19 protein-coding genes are annotated in these 19,667 nt (G+C 63.4%); 9 read left to right on the forward strand and 10 right to left on the reverse strand.

The window, feature by feature from the left end; all coding sequences use genetic code 11:
* The first annotated feature begins 28 nt into the window (after positions 1-28).
* The 3 genes from F0M17_RS13470 (at position 29) to hutU (ending at position 3,771) form a co-directional block, all read left to right on the forward strand.
* Complete coding sequence (locus F0M17_RS13470) at positions 29-937, forward strand: carbohydrate kinase (RefSeq protein ID WP_149597293.1); 909 nt, start codon at positions 29-31, stop codon at positions 935-937.
* Between the two features lie 204 nt (positions 938-1,141).
* Complete coding sequence (locus tag F0M17_RS13475; protein WP_149597294.1) at positions 1,142-1,915, forward strand: IclR family transcriptional regulator; 774 nt, start codon at positions 1,142-1,144, stop codon at positions 1,913-1,915.
* Positions 1,916-2,094: 179 nt separating this feature from the next.
* Complete coding sequence (gene hutU, locus F0M17_RS13480; protein WP_149597295.1) at positions 2,095-3,771, forward strand: urocanate hydratase; 1,677 nt, start codon at positions 2,095-2,097, stop codon at positions 3,769-3,771.
* 82 nt (positions 3,772-3,853) lie between these two features.
* Here hutU and F0M17_RS13485 read toward each other — a convergent pair whose 3' ends face one another.
* Positions 3,854-4,363 carry a Dps family protein gene (locus F0M17_RS13485; RefSeq protein ID WP_038990915.1) on the reverse strand — a complete coding sequence of 170 codons (510 nt, stop codon included), beginning with the start codon at positions 4,361-4,363 and terminating at the stop codon, positions 3,854-3,856.
* A gap of 381 nt (positions 4,364-4,744) precedes the next feature.
* Between F0M17_RS13485 and F0M17_RS13490 the strand changes: the two genes are divergently transcribed.
* The 4 genes from F0M17_RS13490 to panD all read left to right on the forward strand — a co-directional run bounded on the left by F0M17_RS13490 (position 4,745) and on the right by panD (position 8,198).
* A complete protein-coding gene (locus F0M17_RS13490; RefSeq protein ID WP_149597296.1) occupies positions 4,745-5,110 on the forward strand; it encodes a hypothetical protein in 366 nt (121 codons plus the stop codon).
* A gap of 282 nt (positions 5,111-5,392) precedes the next feature.
* Complete coding sequence (locus tag F0M17_RS13495; RefSeq protein WP_149597297.1) at positions 5,393-5,944, forward strand: DUF3060 domain-containing protein; 552 nt, start codon at positions 5,393-5,395, stop codon at positions 5,942-5,944.
* Positions 5,945-6,123: 179 nt separating this feature from the next.
* Positions 6,124-7,665: a histidine ammonia-lyase gene (gene hutH / locus F0M17_RS13500; protein WP_073707844.1), complete on the forward strand. Its 1,542-nt coding sequence runs from the start codon at positions 6,124-6,126 to the stop codon at positions 7,663-7,665.
* Between the two features lie 110 nt (positions 7,666-7,775).
* Complete coding sequence (gene panD, locus F0M17_RS13510) at positions 7,776-8,198, forward strand: aspartate 1-decarboxylase (protein WP_022876070.1); 423 nt, start codon at positions 7,776-7,778, stop codon at positions 8,196-8,198.
* A 7-nt stretch (positions 8,199-8,205) separates the two neighbouring features.
* Here the strand turns inward: panD and F0M17_RS13515 are convergent, their stop codons facing one another.
* Positions 8,206-10,659, reverse strand: coding sequence for an excinuclease ABC subunit UvrA (locus tag F0M17_RS13515; RefSeq protein WP_149597298.1), 2,454 nt, complete (start codon positions 10,657-10,659; stop codon positions 8,206-8,208).
* Between the two features lie 53 nt (positions 10,660-10,712).
* On the reverse strand, positions 10,713-11,078 hold the full coding sequence (locus F0M17_RS13520) for a hypothetical protein (protein WP_141357145.1): 366 nt from the start codon (positions 11,076-11,078) through the stop codon (positions 10,713-10,715).
* 168 nt (positions 11,079-11,246) lie between these two features.
* Between F0M17_RS13520 and F0M17_RS13525 the strand changes: the two genes are divergently transcribed.
* Positions 11,247-11,732: a DUF6328 family protein gene (locus F0M17_RS13525; RefSeq protein WP_038990906.1), complete on the forward strand. Its 486-nt coding sequence runs from the start codon at positions 11,247-11,249 to the stop codon at positions 11,730-11,732.
* Here the strand turns inward: F0M17_RS13525 and F0M17_RS13530 are convergent.
* The 7 genes from F0M17_RS13530 to F0M17_RS13560 all read right to left on the reverse strand — a co-directional run bounded on the left by F0M17_RS13530 (position 11,721) and on the right by F0M17_RS13560 (position 18,569).
* Positions 11,721-12,545, reverse strand: a complete 825-nt coding sequence (locus F0M17_RS13530; protein ID WP_149597299.1) for an oxygenase MpaB family protein — start codon at positions 12,543-12,545, stop codon at positions 11,721-11,723. The two genes, F0M17_RS13525 and F0M17_RS13530, sit on opposite strands and share 12 nt — an antisense overlap.
* Before the next feature lie 78 nt (positions 12,546-12,623).
* Positions 12,624-13,007 carry a D-ribose pyranase gene (gene rbsD, locus F0M17_RS13535; RefSeq protein ID WP_149597300.1) on the reverse strand — a complete coding sequence of 128 codons (384 nt, stop codon included), beginning with the start codon at positions 13,005-13,007 and terminating at the stop codon, positions 12,624-12,626.
* Positions 13,008-13,043: 36 nt separating this feature from the next.
* Entirely contained in the window at positions 13,044-13,967 is a 924-nt protein-coding gene (locus F0M17_RS13540) for a ribokinase (RefSeq protein ID WP_149597301.1), read from the reverse strand.
* Between the two features lie 76 nt (positions 13,968-14,043).
* Entirely contained in the window at positions 14,044-14,979 is a 936-nt protein-coding gene (locus F0M17_RS13545; protein ID WP_066141556.1) for a substrate-binding domain-containing protein, read from the reverse strand.
* Between the two features lie 51 nt (positions 14,980-15,030).
* A complete protein-coding gene (locus tag F0M17_RS13550) occupies positions 15,031-15,999 on the reverse strand; it encodes an ABC transporter permease (RefSeq protein WP_038990903.1) in 969 nt (322 codons plus the stop codon).
* Positions 15,999-17,513: a sugar ABC transporter ATP-binding protein gene (locus F0M17_RS13555; RefSeq protein WP_149597302.1), complete on the reverse strand. Its 1,515-nt coding sequence runs from the start codon at positions 17,511-17,513 to the stop codon at positions 15,999-16,001. Before F0M17_RS13555 ends, F0M17_RS13550 begins: the two co-directional genes overlap by 1 nt.
* A 21-nt stretch (positions 17,514-17,534) precedes the next feature.
* Positions 17,535-18,569, reverse strand: a complete 1,035-nt coding sequence (locus F0M17_RS13560) for a LacI family DNA-binding transcriptional regulator (protein ID WP_038990901.1) — start codon at positions 18,567-18,569, stop codon at positions 17,535-17,537.
* A 239-nt stretch (positions 18,570-18,808) separates the two neighbouring features.
* Here F0M17_RS13560 and F0M17_RS13565 point away from each other — a divergent pair, with 239 nt between their 5' ends.
* The gene (locus tag F0M17_RS13565) at positions 18,809-19,489 is read left to right on the forward strand and encodes a metal-dependent transcriptional regulator (RefSeq protein ID WP_149597303.1); all 681 of its coding nucleotides are present in this window, start codon (positions 18,809-18,811) and stop codon (positions 19,487-19,489) included.
* The last annotated feature ends 178 nt before the right edge of the window (positions 19,490-19,667 follow it).

Raw genomic sequence — 19,667 nt, forward strand, 5'->3', positions numbered from 1 at the left:
TCCCGTCGGGTTACGTAGGATCGGTGTCATGGTTACTATTCAGGTTGCCGGTGAAGCGCTGGTCGACATTGTCGATGGCGTGGCGCATCCCGGCGGTTCTCCGATGAATGTTGCTGTTGGACTGGGCCGGCTGGGCCACGACGTCCTGCTCCAAACGGACATTGGCGATGACGAGCATGGCCGGCTGATCGCCGAGCATGTGGCGGCCTCTGGCGTTCAGCTCGCCGCCGGATCGCACACAGATGCGCAGACATCCAGTGCCACCGTGATGCTCGACGAGTCCGGAGACGCCAACTACGAGTTCCAGCTCAACTGCACCTTGCAGAGCATGGCGTCAACCCAGGCCGCACTGTTCCACTCAGGTTCCGTGGCAGCGTTCCAGGGCCCCAGCGCCGCGCGGATCCATGAGGCGTTCGAAGCGTCCCCTGCGGGCCAGATCCTGAGCTTCGATCCGAACCTGCGCCCGGAACTGGTTGAGGACCGGGCGGAATCGGTCAAGCAGATCGAGAAGCTGGCCGGACTGGCGGATATCGTCAAGCTCAGCGACGAGGACGCCCTCTGGCTCTACCCGGGCTGGGATGCCGACCGCATCCTGGCACACTTCCTGGATCGCGGGGCATCCCTGGCGGTCATCACCTTCGGTGCCCGCGGCGCGGAGGCCCGGACCAAGCACACCGAAGTCATGGTCCCCTCGATCTCGGTGCGCACCGAAGATACGGTTGGCGCGGGCGATGCGTTCATGGCCGGGCTGCTGTACGCCATCTTGGACAGCTCGCTGGCCCAGTCGCTGCGCGATGGCACGGAATTGGACAGCGCGGAGCTGGAGAAGGTCATGCAGATCGCTTCGGTGTGCGCGGGAATCACCGTTTCGCGTGCCGGCGCCAACCCGCCAACGCTAGACGAGCTCAACCAGTTCCTCAGCACCACGACGCGCTAGCACCTTCCGGTTCTGGCAAATCACCGCTGGGATCTGCAACTGAAAAAGGCGCTGATCCCAGCGGCTTTTTATTTCATTCGTTGTGGATGAAGGTGTTTCGCTGGCGTGTTCTGCCGGGGCGGCTTGGATGCAGGGCGAAAACTGCAGATCAGGTTGCTAGAGTTCGCTAGCAGAGCATTGTGCCCAATTCACCGAGGAGGCCCCATGGGGAGCAAGGTTCCAGCCGCCGACAATACCTTGCGCATCCTCAGGCTGCTGGCCAGCCGGAAGACCCCTACCCCGGCGGCGATGATCGCCACACTGCTGGAGCTTCCCCGCTCCAGCGTCTACCAGCTGCTGAACGTAATGCTGGAACACGGATTCATCAGCCACTATCCAGAGGACAAGTCCTACGGTTTGGGGGTCTCCGCGTTCGAGCTGTCCAGCGCCTACACCCGCCAGGAGCCGCTGGCCCGGCTGGGTGCTCCGCTGATTGCCCAGCTGGTCGACAAGGTCGGCGAAAGCGCGCACCTGGCAGTGCTGCACGGTTCGGATGTGCTCTACATCGTCGAGGAACGCGCCAAGGGCCGCCCATCGCTGGTCACCGATGTGGGTGTCCGCCTGCCGTCGCATCTGACCGCCTCAGGCAGGGCCATTCTCGCAGCGCTGCCCAAATCGCAGGTGCGTGCGCTCTACCCCAGCGCCGCCACCTTCTCTGGGCGCGTGGCCGAATCATCGATCTCCAGTTACGCGCAATTGCGCCGCGAGCTGGAGCAGAGCACGCAGCGCGGCTACGCAGTGGAGCGCGGGGATGTCACCCCGGATTTCCACTCGCTGGCGGTGGAAATCCGTGACTCCAATGATTGGCCGGTGGCTGCTGTGGCCGTCACCTTCCTGGCTGACCGGGTTCCCGAAGTGCAGCGGGAGGCCCTGCTGGCCCAGATCCGCGCCACCGCGGCGGCGATCACCGCTCGGGTGCAGGGCAAGCGTCCTGCCTAGACCGCAGGAGATCGAGAGCAGCGCGCTGGCTCTGATCTGAACCAGCTAGCAGCTGGACGCACCCGTAAATTCCTGCAATTCTGAAATACCGGACAGCTCTGCCGATTCTCCGGTGTCCAACCCATGGCTCATGGCCAATGATGGAATCAGTTAGCTACGTTACATCGTAAGGAATTGCCATGAGCCACGAACCACGTGTCGTCCGCGCCCCGCGCGGCACCGAACTGACCGCCAAATCCTGGGCCACCGAGGCCCCACTGCGCATGCTGATGAACAACTTGGATCCGGAAGTCGCCGAACGACCCGAGGATCTCGTGGTCTACGGCGGAACCGGCAAGGCGGCTCGTTCCTGGGAAGCATTCGACGCCATTGTCGAGACGCTCAAGGACCTGGAAGAGAACGAAACGCTGCTGGTGCAGTCCGGCAAGCCCGTGGGCGTCTTCAAGACCAATAAGTGGGCGCCGCGGGTGCTGATTGCCAACTCCAACCTCGTGGGCGACTGGGCCGACTGGGAGCACTTCCGCAAGCTCGAAGCAGAAGGCCTGATGATGTATGGACAGATGACCGCCGGCTCCTGGATCTACATTGGCACCCAGGGCATCTTGCAGGGCACCTACGAGACCTTCGCCGCGATCGCCAAGAAGCGCTTCAACGGCACGCTGGCCGGCACCTTGACCCTGACCGGCGGTTGCGGCGGAATGGGCGGCGCCCAGCCGCTTGCGGTAACCCTCAATGGCGGTGCCGTGCTGATTGTCGACGTCGATGAAACCCGCCTGCGCCGCCGTGCATCCAAGCGCTACCTCGACGAGGTCGAGCTGGATCTGGACAAGGCGCTGGAGAAGGTGCTGGCGGCCAAGTCCGAGGGACGTCCGCTGTCCGTTGGCTACGTCGGCAACGCCGCGGAGGTTTTCCCGGCACTGCTCAAGCGCCACGAAGCCGGTGAATTCGCCTTCGACATCGTCACCGACCAGACCAGCGCCCACGATCCGCTGAGCTACCTGCCGGTGGAATTCACCATGGAGCAGTGGCACGCCGAGGCCGAAGCCGATCCGGTGGGCTTCACCAAGAAGTCGCAGGCCGCGATGGCCGCGCATGTCGAGGCCATGGTCGGGTTCCAGGATGCAGGCGCCGAGGTCTTCGACTACGGCAACTCGATCCGCGACGAGGCTCGCAAGGGCGGCTTCACCCGCGCCTTCGAATTCCCGGGCTTCGTCCCGGCCTACATCCGCCCGCTGTTCTGCGAGGGACTGGGTCCATTCCGCTGGGTGGCGTTGTCCGGAGATCCGGAAGACATCAAGGTCACCGACCAGGCGCTGAAGGAGTTGTTCCCGGAGAACGAGCACCTGCACCGCTGGCTCGATGCCGCCGAGAAGCATGTGGAGTTCGAAGGCCTGCCGGCACGCATCTGCTGGCTGGGCTACGGCGAGCGCCACAAGGCGGGCCTGCTGTTCAACCGGCTGGTGGCCGAAGGCAAAGTGTCCGCACCTATCGTGATCGGACGCGACCACCTAGATTCAGGTTCGGTAGCATCGCCATACCGCGAAACCGAGGCCATGAAGGACGGCAGCGATGCCGTGGCCGACTGGCCGCTGCTGAACGCGCTGACCGCCACCAGCTCCGGTGCCTCGTGGGTATCGATCCATCATGGCGGCGGCGTCGGCATGGGCCGTTCCATCCACGCCGGCCAGGTTTCCTTGGCTGATGGCAGCGAACTGGCTGCCGCGAAGCTCGAAGCGCTGCTCACCAATGATCCGGGCATGGGCGTCATCCGCCACGTGGATGCCGGATACGAACGTGCCGCCGAGGTCGCCGCCGAGCGCGGAGTGCGCATTCCGATGGCAGCGCAGGAGAAGTAGCACCCTTTTAAATCAGCTTGAGGCGCCACCGAGGTGGCGCCTCAAGCTATTGTCATCTAATTGCTGGTCATTACTTCCGGCACTATGGCTTGCGGGTTTCGGCACTGATGAACCATGCCTGCTGTTCCAGATCCGCAATGTACTGGTGCAGGATGTCGGCCGTAGTTGGATCCGCCTCGTCTACCGGATCATGGACCTCGCGCATGACGCCCACGGTTGTCTGCAACGCCTTGACAACCATGTCCACTGCATTAGTCGTCAGGATTTCGGTGTTCACCGGTTGTTCCAACTTGGTGTACTTTGTGACCGTTGCCGCCAGTCCATCGGGAGTGGCATGCAATGCGCGCATCCGCTCGGCGATTTCGTCGGAACCGCGACGCGCGATATCAACGATTTCGTCAAGGTTCTGATGCAGGTCGCGGAAGTTGGGACCGACAACATTCCAGTGGATCTGCTTACCTACCAACTGCAGATCCAGCAGCTGGACCAGCACGGTCTGCAAGGAATCGCGCAGCACCTCCGGTGCCACGAAGCCATTCTCTGCGTTCTCGCGATCGGTTTTCTTCGCTGGAGTATTCTTCGAATTAGCCAATGCTTCTCCTTACGTTGTCATGGACGCTTGGGGCAAGACCTTTCTCGGTGTCCCGTTTTTGACACTATCGACTTGGGACCCCGATTCCGAACGGGTGGATCTTTCTCTCGGGCAACGTCCAGCTTTCTCTTCTCTCGTGCCGAGATTCTCCTGCAATCCCAGCGCGAGCCATGCTGCCTGCCATTCGGATTCACGGAATTGGCTGGAGCCAGCTCCAGTCGCAGCACAACTTGGTGGATGTTGACCTGTCTCTGCAAGTTGCATGGGGATTGCATTAACTGCAGGTTGCCAGCTGCTCAGAGCTTCCCGGAAAGCTTGAGCAGGCACCTTCAGGCACCTAGTCCTAGGCACGTCAGGAATCACCGATCCACGGAGGACGACATGTCTGAGCAGGATGCAAACGAGCAGTTCGGGAACTTCGACAACAACGAATCTGAAGGCTACGAGAGCCAGTCCAATTCAGATTTCGATTCAGGAAGCAATGGCGGATTTGAAAGACAGCCGTCAGAACAGCAGTCCTTTGGAGGCGGAAACGAATCCGGCCAGGAATCATACGGCGGCGAAATCCAAGGAGAATCCTACGGTCACGATGAAGAGTCCGGCCAGGAATCATTCGGAAATGACGAGAGCCAGTCTTACGGCAGCAGCAACTCGGGGCAGGAATCCTTGGGCGATAGCCAGTCTGGCCAGGCGTACGGCAACGAAGAAAGCCAGTTTGGTTCCCAAGAACAGGACGAAGAGTTCTAGGGAGCTTGCAGCTTGGCAGGTCCTCCTGCTAGGCAGATTTGTGGCCCATTCTGCAGTTGGGCACTTGTAATCGCTTCACCGCTTGCATTGGGCAAGTGGTGAAGCGATTATTCTTTTTGCGGCGCAGAATCGCCACCAAATCTTCTCGGGTTGAGCCTCCCAGGCCTGAATATTCGTTCGTTCCCCTGCCGCTTTCGTTGGTTATTAATTGCTGTTCGACGCAGAATGGATATAAGCACCGTCTATCCAAATGTGCTGGCCGGTTCGACTGACAGGATGTAAATGTTCTCGAAAATTGCCAAACGCTTCGCTGGCCCGCTGGCGGTTGGATTCCTTGCCGTCGCGCTGTCAGGTTGCGTGAGCATTGAATCCTCCAACGAAGAAACCAGTGCTCCGGAGAACGCTGGTCCCATCGAAGGTACCGTCACCCCAAGCGCCAAGGCCTCGGAAGGCGCGGCTACCGGCACGCCTAATGTTCCGAAATCACCTGCGGACAGCACGTTCCAGTCCGTCTATGATTTCCTCGATGCGCAAGCGACCGAAGTCAGATGCACGGGCAGCATGGATATCGCCGACATGGGCCAAATGCTCAAGCTCGTCGGTGATTGTGAAAACGTGACCGTCTCTGGAGACGGAAACATGATCGTCGCTCCGCACATCACGAACCTCGAGCTAAGCGGCAACGGAAATATCGCAGCGGTCAAGAACATCAAGCAGGTAGCTTTTAGCGGCATCGGCAATTCGGCCGCATCCCTCAACGAGAACGCCAAGTTCACTGACAACGGTTCGTCGAACAAGTTCGGCGAGGACGCCTTCGAAGGCATCACCTTCTAGATCCCGGAATTTTCAACGGACCGCGATTGGCATGCCAATTGCAGTCCGTTCCCTTCTGTCTCCGTGGCACTGTCTGGCATTTCGGACAGATGACCCGATTATCGATGCCGTGCCATCCCGATCTGCCGAACAATGGAAATTAGAGACCTCATTGCAGCGCAGAGAACGGATTGAACATCATGACTGCTTCCCCACTCGTCACCCTGGACCTTACTGGAGCAACCGCCGATGACGTGATTGCGGTAGCCCGGCACAACGCGCAGATCCGCATCGCGCCACAGGTCCTCGAAGAACTGGCCACGGTTCGCGCCCACATCGATGCCCTCGCCTCGGCCGACACCCCGGTCTATGGCATTTCCACCGGTTTCGGCGCCTTGGCTACCCGCCATATCGCGCCCGAGGACCGCGCCAAGCTGCAGCGTTCGCTGATCCGCTCGCATGCAGCCGGCATGGGGGAACCGGTGGAGCGAGAAGTGGTGCGTGCGCTGATGTTCCTGCGCGCCAAGACCTTGGCCTCCGGCCGCACCGGCGTACGCCCGGTCGTGCTGGAGACCATGGTTGGACTGCTCAACGCCGGCATCACCCCGGTAGTGCGCGAATACGGTTCGCTGGGCTGCTCGGGCGACCTTGCCCCGCTCTCCCACTGTGCCCTGGTGCTGATGGGCGAAGGCGAAGCCACCGACCGCGAGGGCGTGCAGCGCCCCGTGCCGGAACTCCTCGCAGAAGCAGGACTGGAACCTGTGGAACTGGCGGAGAAGGAAGGCCTGGCGCTGGTCAACGGCACGGACGGCATGCTCGGCCAGCTGTTGATGGCGTTGGCGGATCTGGAAGAGCTCGCAGACATTGCCGATGCCACCGCCGCCATGAGCGTCGAAGCCCAGATGGGCACCGACCAGGTCTTCCGCGCCGAACTGCACGAGCCGCTGCGCCCGCACCCGGGACAGGGCCGCAGCGCGGCGAACATGTACAACTTCCTTTCCGGTTCCCCCATTGTCGCCTCGCACCGCGAAGGCGACGGCCGGGTGCAGGATGCCTACTCGCTGCGCTGCTCACCACAGGTGACCGGCGCCGTGCGCGACACCATCGCCCACGCACGTCTGGTTGCCACCCGCGAACTGGCGGCGGCCATCGACAACCCAGTCGTGCTGCCTTCGGGCGAGGTCACCTCCAACGGCAACTTCCATGGCGCTCCGGTCGCCTATGTCCTGGACTTCTTGGCCATCGCGGTTGCCGATCTGGGCTCCATCGCCGAACGCCGCACCGACCGCATGCTCGACCCTGCCCGGTCCCGCGACCTGCCGGCTTTCCTGGCTGATGACCCGGGCGTGGACTCGGGCATGATGATCGCCCAGTACACCCAGGCGGGATTGGTTGCCGAGAATAAGCGCTTGGCCGTACCGGCGAGCGTGGATTCCATCCCGTCATCGGCAATGCAGGAGGACCATGTTTCCCTGGGCTGGCATGCGGCCCGCAAATTGCGCACCGCGGTAGGCAACCTGCGCCGCATCCTCGCCATTGAAATGCTGATTGCCGGCCGTGCGCTGGACCTGCGCAAGCCATTGCAGCCGGGGCCGGCCACCGGTGCCGTGCTGGAGCTGCTGCGCACCAAGGTCGCAGGTCCAGGCGAAGACCGTTTCCTCTCTGCCGAGCTGGAAGCGGCCTGCGAATTGCTGGCCACCGGCGAAGTGCATCGCGTGCTGGAAACCCATCTGGCGAAGTAGCTGTTCGAGGACAACTGTGTGGGGTGCCGGACATTGCTGGGGCTTCTGCGGGCAAGGGGCGTAAACTTGGATACCGGGAAACCACTTACCTCGCGTGAAAGAATCATCTAATGCAACGCACCATGTTCAAGTCCAAGATCCACCGGGCGACTGTCACCCAGGCTGACCTGCACTACGTAGGCTCGGTCACCGTTGACTCCGAGCTGCTCGAAGCCTCGGATATCCTGCCCGGTGAACTGGTCAGCATCGTCGACATCACCAACGGCGCACGTCTGGAAACCTACACCATTGCCGGCGAGCCTGGCAGCGGGGTTATCGGCATCAACGGCGCGGCCGCGCACCTGGTGCACCCAGGGGATCTGGTCATCCTGATCAGCTACGCGCAGATGGAAGATGCCGAGGCGCGCAGCTACGTGCCCAGCGTGGTGCATGTGGATGCCGATAACCGGATCATCCACCTGGGTGATGACCCTGCCGAGGCAGTGGCCGACGGGGTGCAGACCCCGCCGCACGCACTGCTGAACAGCAAGTAATCCAGCTTCACAAGGCCAGCCGGCGCGCAAGATATTGCGCAGTCCGGCTGGCCTTGTTGTGCGCCACCTGCGTCGGGGTCCCCTCGGCAACAATGCGCCCGCCGCCATCTCCGCCGGCAGGTCCCATGTCAATCACCCAGTCGCTGGCGGCCACCACATCCATCTGGTGCTCCACCACGATAACGGTGTTGCCTTGGTCGACGAGCTGCTGCAGCTGCGATACCAGCAGCTGCACGTCGGCAGGGTGCAAACCGGTGGTCGGTTCATCGAGCAGGTAGAGCGTGTGCCCACGGCGCTGCCGCTGCAGCTCAGTGGCCAGCTTGATGCGCTGGGCCTCGCCACCTGACATTTCGGTAGCTGGCTGGCCTAGCTGCAGGTAGCCGAGGCCGACTTCGCGCAGGGTAGCCAGCGCCCGCGCCGCCGCAGGAATCCCGGAGAGGAATTCCTCGGCTTCGCTCACATCCAGCTCAAGGATCTGGGCAATGTTCTTGCCCCGGTACTCGACCTCAAGGGTCTGCTCGTTGTACCGGGCTCCGTGGCATTCGGGGCATGGCCCATAGGTCCCGGGCAGGAAGAGCAACTCGATTTCCAGATAGCCTTCGCCTTGGCAGGTTTCGCAGCGTCCGCCGGCGACATTGAAGGAGAACCGGCCAGCACTGTAGCCGCGTTCCCTGGACAGCGGCAGTTCGGAAAACGCCTTGCGGACCGCATCGAACAGGCCCGTGTAGGTGGCGACATTGGATCTCGGGGTGCGTCCGATGGGTTTCTGGTCCATCAGCACCACCCGGCTGAGCTGCTGTGCCCCGGTCACCTCGGCGATCACCGCGCGTTCCGTTGCCACCTCAAGCTCTTCCGCTTCGGCTACTGGGCCGCCCGCAGCCTGGGCCAGGGCCCCGCAGACCAGGCTGGACTTTCCGGAGCCGGACACACCGGTGACCGAACAGAAGACTCCCAGCGGGAACGCCGCATCCACTCCCGCAAGGTTGTGCAGTTCCACTCCGCGAAGGCGCACCCATCCACCGGGTTCACGCTGCTCGCGCCGCGGCGCCGGCCCCGGATCCAGGAAACCCCGGGTCACGGATGCTTCGATTTCGGACAGGCCGGCGACTTCTCCGCTGTAGAGCACCTGCCCGCCGTTGCTGCCCGCACCCGGCCCGACGTCGACAATCCACTGCGCACGGCTGACCACATCCATGTTGTGTTCCACCACGAACACCGAGTTGCCTTCGGCCTTGAGCGCATCGAGCACCTCGATCAGCGGCTGCACATCGGCCGGGTGCAGCCCTGCGGATGGCTCATCGAGCACGTAGATGACACCGAACAAGCCTGCGCGCAGCTGGGTGGCAATACGCAAGCGCTGCATCTCCCCCGGCGACAGCGTCGGCGTGCCACGGTCCAGGCTCAGGTAGCCCAGCCCGAGCTCCACCAGCACTTCGACCCTGCCCAGCAGGTCGGCGCTGATGGTGCTCACTACTTCGGCCTGCGCTTCAGTCCCGGCCTCGGCTGCGAAGGGGCGCAAGAGCCCCGCCAGCGAACTGAGCGGCTTGCGGTTGAATTGCGCAATATCCAGGCCGCCAAAGGTGACCTGCAGGGCGTCGGGGCGGAAGCCCGTCCCAGAGCATTCCGGGCAATCCTGCGAATGCATGAACGCCAGCGCCTTGGTGCGCAAGTTTTCGCTTTTAGAGGTTGCGACCGTGTGCCGGACATAGCGTTCGGCGCTCCAGAACCGTCCCTTGTAGGGTTTGGCCACGCGGTCGCGTTCCGGGGTCACTTCCACTACGGGCTGTTCCTCGGTGAACAGCAGCCACTGCCGTGCCTCAGCGGGCAGCTGCTGGAACGGGACGTCGATGTCGTAGCCAAGGTGCGTGGTGATGTCCCGCAAGTTCTTGCCCTGCCAGGCCCCCGGCCAGGCGGCAATGGCCCCGTCCCTGATGCTCAGTGAGGGATCTGGAACCAGCGAGGCCTCGCTGACCGAATGCACCGTCCCCGCACCGTGGCAGTGCGTGCAGGCACCCGCTGCGGTGTTGGTGGAAAAGGCGTCCGAATCCAGGCGTGCTGCCCCGTCGGGGTAGTCGCCGGCGCGCGAGAACAGCATGCGCACCGAGTTGGACAGCGTGGTCAGGGTTCCGACCGTGGACCGCGAACTGGCGGAGCCACGCCGTTGCTGCAGGGCCACGGCCGGTGGAAGTCCGGAGATGAATTCCACCTTGGGCGTGTGCCCCTGGGCGATGAGCCTTCGGGCGTAGGGCGCCACGGACTCCAGGAACCGGCGCTGGGATTCGGCGAAGATCGTGCCGAAGGCCAGGGAGGATTTCCCGGAACCGGAAACCCCGGTGAAGGCGACAATGGCATCGCGCGGGATACGCACCTCGACATTGTCCAGGTTGTTCTCATTGGCGCCCCGCACATGGATGAATCCGTCGTGCTCGGCAGGGGCCCGGGAGGATGCAAAGCTGTTCATCTTCCCCACACTATGCGCCCGTGCACGCTCGGCTCAATTCGCCGGCCGCTGGCTCACCCTTCGGCCTGGCAGGCCGCATCCGGGCAGCCTTGCCAGGTTTTCGAGAATAACCCAACGATGTCGATGCTGTGGTCCAGCGGGTAGTACGCATCGACTTTGCCATGGATGCGCGTTGCCGCCTGCTCGACTGCCAAGTGGAAGAACCGGCAGACTTCCGAGTAGTGCCACACCTGGGCAATCAGGTCGACCAGCTGCTCGTGCGTCAGCGGCCTGCTTGGTTCGTATCCGGCTTCACCGAAGGCCCGGTACACGATGCTTTCCGTGAGTTCATGGCCTTTGCCGCAATCGCACCAGGCCAAGCCGCGGCTGGGCATCGACCACACGTCGAAACTGCTCCCAGCGGAGCTCTCGATTTCCATCTTGTCCTCCAATGTTCAAGTCTGGCTGGGCTCCCCAATGTACTGGCCGCGGCCTACAGTTTGGCTCGGTGGATTAAAAGCCTCTTGCCCGCAACGGCTTTGCTTGGCATAGTCATTTTGGGTCGGCAGGTTCAGCCAGCCGACGGATTGAGGCCAAGGAGAACAGTTATGACCGGGCGTTCCCACCCCGATACCAGCGATGGCGCACCGCACCGGCAATGGAATGAGCTGCTGCAGGAGATGCGCGTAATGCAAACCGGTGTGCAGATCCTTGCAGCTTTCCTCGTGGTGCTGCCGTTCCAGGCACGATTCGAGATGCTCAGCCGCACCGACGAAATCGTCTACATCATCCTGCTGGTCGCTGCCACCTTGCTGATTCTGCTGCTGATCACGCCCGTGGCAGTGCACCGCTATTTCTTCGGCCAGCGGCTGAAGCAGCAGACGGTCAACCTGGGACATGTCATCGTCAAGATCGTGGGCATTGGCGTGGGACTGCTGGTCTCGGGCTGCGTCTGGTTTGTGCTGCAAGTTCTTTTCGGCTGGCAGATCGGGGCGTGGGTCGGCGGGCCGCTGATCCTGGTGGCCTTGTTCCTGCTCTTGGCGCTGCCACGGATCCTGATCCCGGACCATGCACAGGACAAGTCAGGGACGTGAGTTTCCGCCGGCACGGGCCATTTTCTCGACCCGTCGCAAGACCAGGCGCATCGGGGCATGCCGGATGAACCGCGGCAGAATCCGCGTGGCCACCCTGGCAACAGCGATCACTCGGGCGTTGCGCTTCGCGGCCGTACCGGTGAGGCGATAGCCGAAGTCCTCGCGCACCGAGGCCGGCAGCTGCGCGATGGTCACATCCCGCATCAGCGGCATGCCCATCCGGATCCACCACGGAGTGTTGCGGGCTTCGAAAAGCTCGCGGGCCAGCGCCCGGGTCTGCTCGGTGACGTGCAGCGTGGCGAGGTTCTGCGCAAGGTATTCATCGAATCGGCTCAGGTTCCTGGGCCAGTAATCTCCCGGCATCTGCAAGGCATCGCCGAGCCGCGCGTACTGCGAGTAGAGCTCTTCCTGCTCGTTCTTGCTTTCTTCCAGGATCTGGCCGGCAATGGTCCGTGCCGAATCATAGAGCGTGGCCGCTACCCACAATTGCAGCTTCGGATCCAGCGCTGAATAGGCGGGCATGCCGTTCGAGCGCGTTCCGCGCACGGGCCGATGCGCCGCGTTGACGTAATCGATGATGGTTCGCTGCTGTGCTGCCGTGCCGTTGCTCAGCGCATAGATGTACCCGAGGGTATGGACCAGGCGGCTCAGCGGGTTGGCCGCGAAGCCCGAGTGCTCGGCAATAGCCCGTCCGATCTGCGGGTGGGCCAACTGGAGCAGGATGGCGCGGCCGGCTCCGAGCAGCAGCCCGGCTTCCGGCGCGATCCGGGAAAACAGCTCGCCATTTTCTCCGGACTGGTTCCTGTGCTCCATAATCCCATTCTAGGCAGCCGCTGGGACGCGAAAGCCGGCGCCCGCACTTGCGGCGGGCACCGGCTCACGGCTGGCTGGTCAGAAAGCTACACCGCAGTGCAGGATCACGTTGGCGTACGGGGTCGCCTCGCCGGTGCGCACGATGACCTTGGCCTGGGGCAGCTGTGCCTTGAGCTCATCATGGGAGATGAACTGGGGATCCAGGCCCTTGGTGCGGCACAGTTCCTGCACGGGGCCATTCTCTGCTTCAGATGCCAAGGTGCTGTTCTCGATCACCAGGTTGCGGGACAGGACATCGAGCACCTGCTCGAAGCTGAGCACCCCCTGGACCAGGGCCAGGTCGATGACCTGCGGGCCGTGCGGAAGCGGCAGTCCGCAGTCAGCGATCACCACGGTGTCAGTATGCCCGCAGGTGGCCAAGGCGGCCAGCAGCGGAGCGTTGAGAATTTCGGATTTCAGCACAGAGGCTTCCTTAAGGTCTTGCTCGAATAAGGGGGCTTAGAGGTTCTGCAGGGAACGCGGGTAGGAAGCCTGGGCTCCGTGGGCCTGCACCGTCAGGGCCGCGAACTTGCCGGCGAATTCCGCTGCCTGCGCCAAGTCGTCCCCATTGGCCAGGCGGGCGGCCAGCGCACCGGTGAACGCGTCGCCGGCACCGGTGGTGTCCACGGCCTTGACCTTTACCGCGGGCAGCGCGCGAACCTGCGCTCCGCCGTTTTCCAAGGGGGCGCGGTCGGCGACCAGGCAGCCGTTGGCGCCGAGGGTGATCACCACGCTGTCGATACCTTCTTCGACCAGCAACCCGGCGAGGCGCTCATACTTGCCCGCGAATTCCAGGTTCAGCTGCGGGTTCAGCTGCTGCAGCACTGCCTCTGCCTCATGCTCGTTGACCACCAGCGGGTTGGCCTTGAGCAGGTACTCGCGGTCCAATTCGATCACCGGCGCCAGGTTGAGCACGATGCGGTCGGTGGCGGCATCCATGGCTGCCTTGATGCCCGAGGCAGGGATTTCCCCCTGCAGCACCAGGATGCCCTCGATGCTCCCGGCGGCCTGCACTGCCTCACCGGTGACCGTCGAGTTGGCTCCGGAGACCACGGCGATGGAGTTCTCCGCAGCGGAGTCCACCTGGATGATGGCGACGCCGGTCGGCTCGCTGGCGCGGGTGACGCGATCCAGCTTGACGCCGGCTTCCTCAAGCTGTCCCAATGCGATGCCGGCGTGCGAGTCGTTGCCGACCGCGCCGATGAATTCGGTGGTGGCGCCGGCCAGGGCCGCGGCCAGCGCCTGGTTGGCACCTTTGCCGCCGGGCGAGAGCTGGTAGGAATCTGCCAGCACGGTTTCTCCCGGTCCGGGCAGGCGGGCCATCAACGCGGTGATGTCCACGTTGCTTGAGCCCACAATGGTGACCTGGATGTGCTGCTGCATGGTTATTCCCCTGGTTCTCGTTGCCCGGCGGCCGATGGGTGCCGGTGTCCTGCTTGATTCCTGCTATGAAAGCAGATTACTCGCCTGCGTACTCGGCGATGTTCTTCTCGTCGACGGTGTCAACGGCAACCTGCACGTTGGCTTCGACTTCCTCGCCCTTGATGGCCTTGGCCAGGATCTGCACCGACTGCTTGCCCAGCTCGGCAGGGTTCTGCGCGATGGTGGCAACCAGGGTGCCGTCCTCGACGGCCTTGAAGCCATCTTCGGTGCCGTCGAACCCGACTACCTTGACGTCCTTGCCGGCCTTGTCGCCCAGCGCCTGGATGGCGCCCAAAGCCATTTCGTCGTTCATCGCCAGGATGCCGGTGGCATCCGGGTTGGCCTGCATCAGGTTGGTGACCACGTCCAGGGCTTCGGCACGGTCGAAGTTGGCGGTCTGCGAGGAGACGACCTCGATGTCCTTGTACTCGGCCAGGCCCTTGTCGAACCCTTCGCCGCGCTCGTTGGTTGCCGAAGCGCCGGGAACGCCTTCGAGCACGATGATCTTGCCCTTGCCGTCCAGCGACTCGGCCAGCGCCTTGGCTGCCTGCTCGCCGCCGGCCACGTTGTCCGACGCCACGAAGGAAGCGATCTTGGTGTCGCCTACGGCGCGGTCCACGGCAACGATTGGCAGGCCGGCCTCGACAACCGGGGCCAGGCCGGCTTCGGCGGTTTCGGTGTCCACGGCGTTGATGATCAGGCCGGCGGAACCGTTGGTTGCGGCGGTGGCCAGCTGGTTGGCCTGGGTTGCGGAGTCGTTCTGCGCGTCGACCACCGACAGGTCGATGCCCTGGGCTTCGGCCTCGGCTTCGGCGCCATCGCGCAGGTCGACGAAGAACGGGTTGTTCAGGGTGGACACTGCCAAGGTGGCCGAGCCGGCTTCGGCTTCGGCGCCGCGGTTGCAGGCGGCGGTGCCCAGCACCAGGGCCAGGCCGACGGTGACGGCTGCGGTCTTGCGCACGATGTTCTTCATGGGGGTTCTCCTTTGAACTGCTGTTGGATTATTGGGTTCGGGGTGGAAAATCTAGTGCTTGACGTTCTTGCGGCGCAGCACGTCGAAGCCGACGGCGATCGCGATCACGGCGCCGATGACTACCTGCTGCCAGAACGCGGAGACCGAGAGCAGGTTCAGGCCGTTGCGGATCACTGCCAGCACCAGCGCACCGATCAGCGTGCCGGAGATGCGGCCGACGCCGCCGGAGAGCGAGGCGCCGCCAATCACCACTGCGGCGATGGCATCCAGCTCGTAGCCGGAGGCCAGGGTCGGCTGGGCCGAGTCCAGGCGTCCGGCCAGGATCATGCCCGACAGCGCGGCGAACACGCCGGAAATCACGAATACGGTGACCAGCACGCGCTTGACCGGGATGCCGGAGAGCCGCGCGGCTTCGGTGTTGCCGCCGACTGCGAAGGCGTTCTTGCCGATGACGGTGCGGTTGAGCACGAAGGCTGCAAGCAGGCCGGAGACCACGAGGATCACGATCGGCATCGGGATCGGGCCGAGGTCATCGCCCAACCAGGATACCGAGGAGCTGGTGGAGATCGGACGGCCGTCTGAGATCACCAGGGTCAGCCCGCGCACCACGGTGAGCATCGCAAGCGAGGCGATGAAGGTGGGCAGCTTGCCGTAGGCGCTCATCGCGCCGGTGACCCAGCCGCACAGCGCGCCCACGGCCAGGCCGATCGGGATGGACAGCCCGTCGGGCAGCCCGGCGGTGGTGATCGCGTAGGAGGAGCCCATCGCCGAGAGCGCGGCCACAGAGCCGACGGACAGGTCGATGCCGGCAGCGACGATCACGAAGGTCATGCCAAAGGCCATCACCGCGATGGTGGAGACCTGGATGCCGATGTTCAGCAGGTTCGGCCCGGTCAAGAAGCGCGGGGTGGCGATGAACAGGGCCAGGCACAGGATGACCAGGCCCACCAAGGCTCCGTTATTGGCAAGGAATGCCTTGAAGTCGAACCCCTTCTTCGGGGCTGTAGCTACGCTGCTCATTACTTGGTTCCCATTTCTTCTTCGCGGTGCACATTGCTGACGGCCAGGGACATGATGGCGTCCTGGGTGGCTTCTTCGGTAGCCAGTTCCCCGGCGATGCGTCCCTGGCTCATGACCAGGACGCGGTCGGACATGCCCAGCACTTCGGGCAGTTCGCTGGAGGCCATCAAGACGCAGCCTCCGGAGGCGGTGATCTCATTGATCAGTTCATAGATTTCGACCTTCGCGCCCACGTCCACGCCGCGGGTCGGCTCGTCGAGCAGCAGCACCTTGGCTCCTGCGGTGAACCAGCGGCCGAAGACCGCCTTCTGCTGGTTGCCGCCCGAGAGCGAGCGGATGGGCTGGTCGATGCTGCCCATGCGGATGCGCAGGCGTTCGGCGACCTGCTGCGCGCGGGCTTTCTGGCCCTTGCGGTCGACCAAGCCGCTCTTGGCGGTGGAAGCCATCGTGGCGTAGCCGATGTTCTCGGCCACCGAGGCATCCAGCACCAGGCCCTGGGTCTTGCGGTCCTCGGGCACATGGCCGATGCCGGCGCGGGTGGCTGCCGCGACGTCGAAGCTGGCCAGCTTCTTGCCGTTCACCGCCACGCTGCCGCTGGAGTACTTGTCCGCTCCGGCGATCGCGCGGATCAGCTCGGTGCGCCCGGCACCCATCAGGCCGGCCAGGGCCACTACTTCGCCGGGGCGGACCTCCAGCGAGATGTCCTTGAGCATGCCGTCGGACAGGTTCTTCACGCTCAGCAGCGGCTGCTCTCCCGGCTCGGTGGCCACGCGCGGGAACTGGGCGTCGATGTCGCGGCCGACCATGAGCCTGACCAGTTCGTTCTCCTCGGTGCCGGCCGGGACGGTGGCGATGAACTTGCCATCGCGCAGCACGTTCACGAAGTCGCCGATTTCGGCGATCTCATCGAGGTGGTGGCTGATGAACACCATGCCGACTCCCTGCGCCTTCAACGTGTTGACCACCGAGAACAGGTGCGCAATTTCAGATTTGGTCAAGGCCGCGGTGGGCTCGTCGAGGATCAGCACGCGGGCGTCCAGGCTCAGGGCCTTGGCGATTTCCACCAGCTGCTGCTGGGCCAGGCCCAGCTCGCCCACCGGCGTATCCACATCCAGCTTCAGCCCGAGCTTGCCCATCGCGTCGCGGGCGATCTGGCGCATGGCGCGGCGGTTGATGATGCCGAACTTGCGCGGCACGCGGCCCAGGGTGATGTTCTCGGCAATGGTCATCGACGGCACCAGGTTCAGTTCCTGGTGGATGGTAGCGATGCCCAGGGCTTCGGAGGCCTTGGTGTTGGGGATCTTCACGGCCTTGCCGTCCATCAGGATCCGGCCGGCATCCGGCTCGTGCACGCCGGCGATCATCTTGATCAGCGTGGACTTGCCTGCGCCGTTCTCGCCGAGCAGCACGGAGACCTTGCCCGCGTGCACCTCGACGGTGACCTCGTCGATCACCTGTACCGGGCCGAAGGACTTGCAGACCTTGTCCAGGACCAGCAGAGCGTCATTACCCATTCTCGTTCCTTCCATCCTCACCTATGCGCCGGTGGCTGCTTGCGTTGGGGCCAGCGACTCACGCGCGGTGAATCGGCTGATGAATTCTTGCGGCTCCGGGCTCTTGCCGGCCATCACTTCCTGCAGCGCGGTGACCGCGGCGCGGCCCATGCTGGTCAGGTCGTGGCTGATCGTGGAAATCGGCGGATCGTGCATGAGCATCGCATCCACCTCGTCGAAGGAGATCACCGAGAGCTGCTTTCCGATCCGGATGCCGGCTTCGCGCCACACGGTCAGCGCGCCAATGGCCATCGGCGCATCAGCGATGACCACCGCGGTGGGCTGCAGTTCATGCTCCAGCAGCCAGCGGGCGCCGTCCGCACCGGAGGCGGCACGGAAGTCGCCGGCAAAATGCAGGGCGGGATTGATGCTCAGGCCGTTGGCCGCCATCGCCGAATCGAAGGCACTGTGGCGTTCGCGGGCGGTGGAGGCGTGGTCCGGGCCGCCGAGGAAGGCGATGCTGGTGTGGCCCAGGAGCTTGAGCTGCGCGATGGCTTCTTCCAGGGCGCCGGTGCTGGAGGCGGTGATCGAGGGGATGCGCTGCTCTGGAAGGGTCCGGTCCACGAAGACCAGCGGGGTTCCCGAGGCGATGATGCGCTGCATCATCGGGCTGGGCCGGTCGGCGTCTTCGTCGAGGCCCTGGGGCACGACAATCAGCCCGTCGACGCGGCGCGAGAGCATCGCTGCGAGAAATTGGTCCTGCTGCTCGGTGTCTTCGTTGGCGTTGCCGATGAAGGTCATCATTCCCGCGGCGTGCGCCTGCTGCTCGACAGCGTGGGCAAGATCGGAGAAGTAGGGGTTGCGCACATCGGAGATCAGCAGCGCGATGGTGTCGGTTTTGGTGGAGCGCAGGGAGCGGGCCTGGGCGTTGGGAACGAATCCCAGTTCCTTGGCGACGGCTGCCACCTTTTCCCGGGAAGCGGCCGAAGTGGCGGGGTGGCCTGAGAGAACGCGCGAGGCAGTAGCGGAGGAAACTCCGGCTGCAAGCGCCACATCTTTGATGGTGACAGCGTTCATGGCGATAAGCCCCTTTGCTTATTGTGTAATCGATTCCATGGAATCGATTACACAGTTTTCCGCACAAAGAAAATTAAGTCAATACACTGCGCTTGCCTATCAATAATCCCTACCCAGCGACTATATTTTTTCGGGCTGGTGACTAGTTGCTTTAAGTTGCCTCGGGAGTTCAAGGCCAAACGTCCCATAACCAAAGTCACGTCGAGCCAGCAAGCGCAGCGGTCGCTAAGATGGTTCTTGTGTCGGTCAACCAGCTTTCAGATAGCGCGCAGAATTACCTCAAGATCATTTTCGGCCTCACCGAGTGGTCCAGTGATCCGGTCACCGCGAGCATCATTGCCAGCAAATCGGGAATGAAGCTCTCCACGGTGTCCGGCGCCTTGAGCAAATTGCGCCAGCAGGGCCTGCTCGACCATGCGCCCTATGGAGCCGTGACGCTCACCAAGCTGGGACGCGAGTATGCGCTGACCATGGTCCGCCGCCACCGCCTGATCGAAACATTCCTGGTGCAAATGCTTGGCTACCGCTGGGACCAGGTGCATGACGAGGCCGAGAGCCTGGAACATGCCGTATCCGACTTCATGATCGAACGCATCGACAGCCTGCTGGAGCATCCCACCCGCGATCCGCATGGCGACCCCATCCCGACCGCCGAAGGCCGCATTTCCATTCCCCAGGCTTTCAACTTGGGCGAAGCCGTCGATGACGCCCGGGTGGAGGTCGAGCGCATTGCCGATGATGATTCGCAGCTGCTGCAGTATTTCTCCGATCACCGGATCGTTGTCGGCGCGCAGCTGCAGGTAACGCCCGGCGAGCAGTTCTCCGAGACGGTGAATGTCCAGGTCTGCGCGACTGGGGAAACCTTGCGCTTGGGCTCGCGTGCGGCTGCCGCGGTGTGGGTCTCGCGTTCCTCCGAATAGCCTTTCCGTTCCATGCCCTCGGCTCATTGAACTGGCGGCGTCGTCACCTTTCAACGCCAACAGATAATTTGTCCGTTTCATGGATTACAGTGTTGACTAGCCCGGGATACTGCAATGTACAAGTTTTACATGGGGGTGCATTGCGGCATCCTTGGCCATCCATCAGTTCGCGTTTCAT

The organism is Glutamicibacter sp. ZJUTW (assembly GCF_008370855.1).
Taxonomy (GTDB): Bacteria; Actinomycetota; Actinomycetes; order Actinomycetales; family Micrococcaceae; genus Glutamicibacter; species Glutamicibacter nicotianae.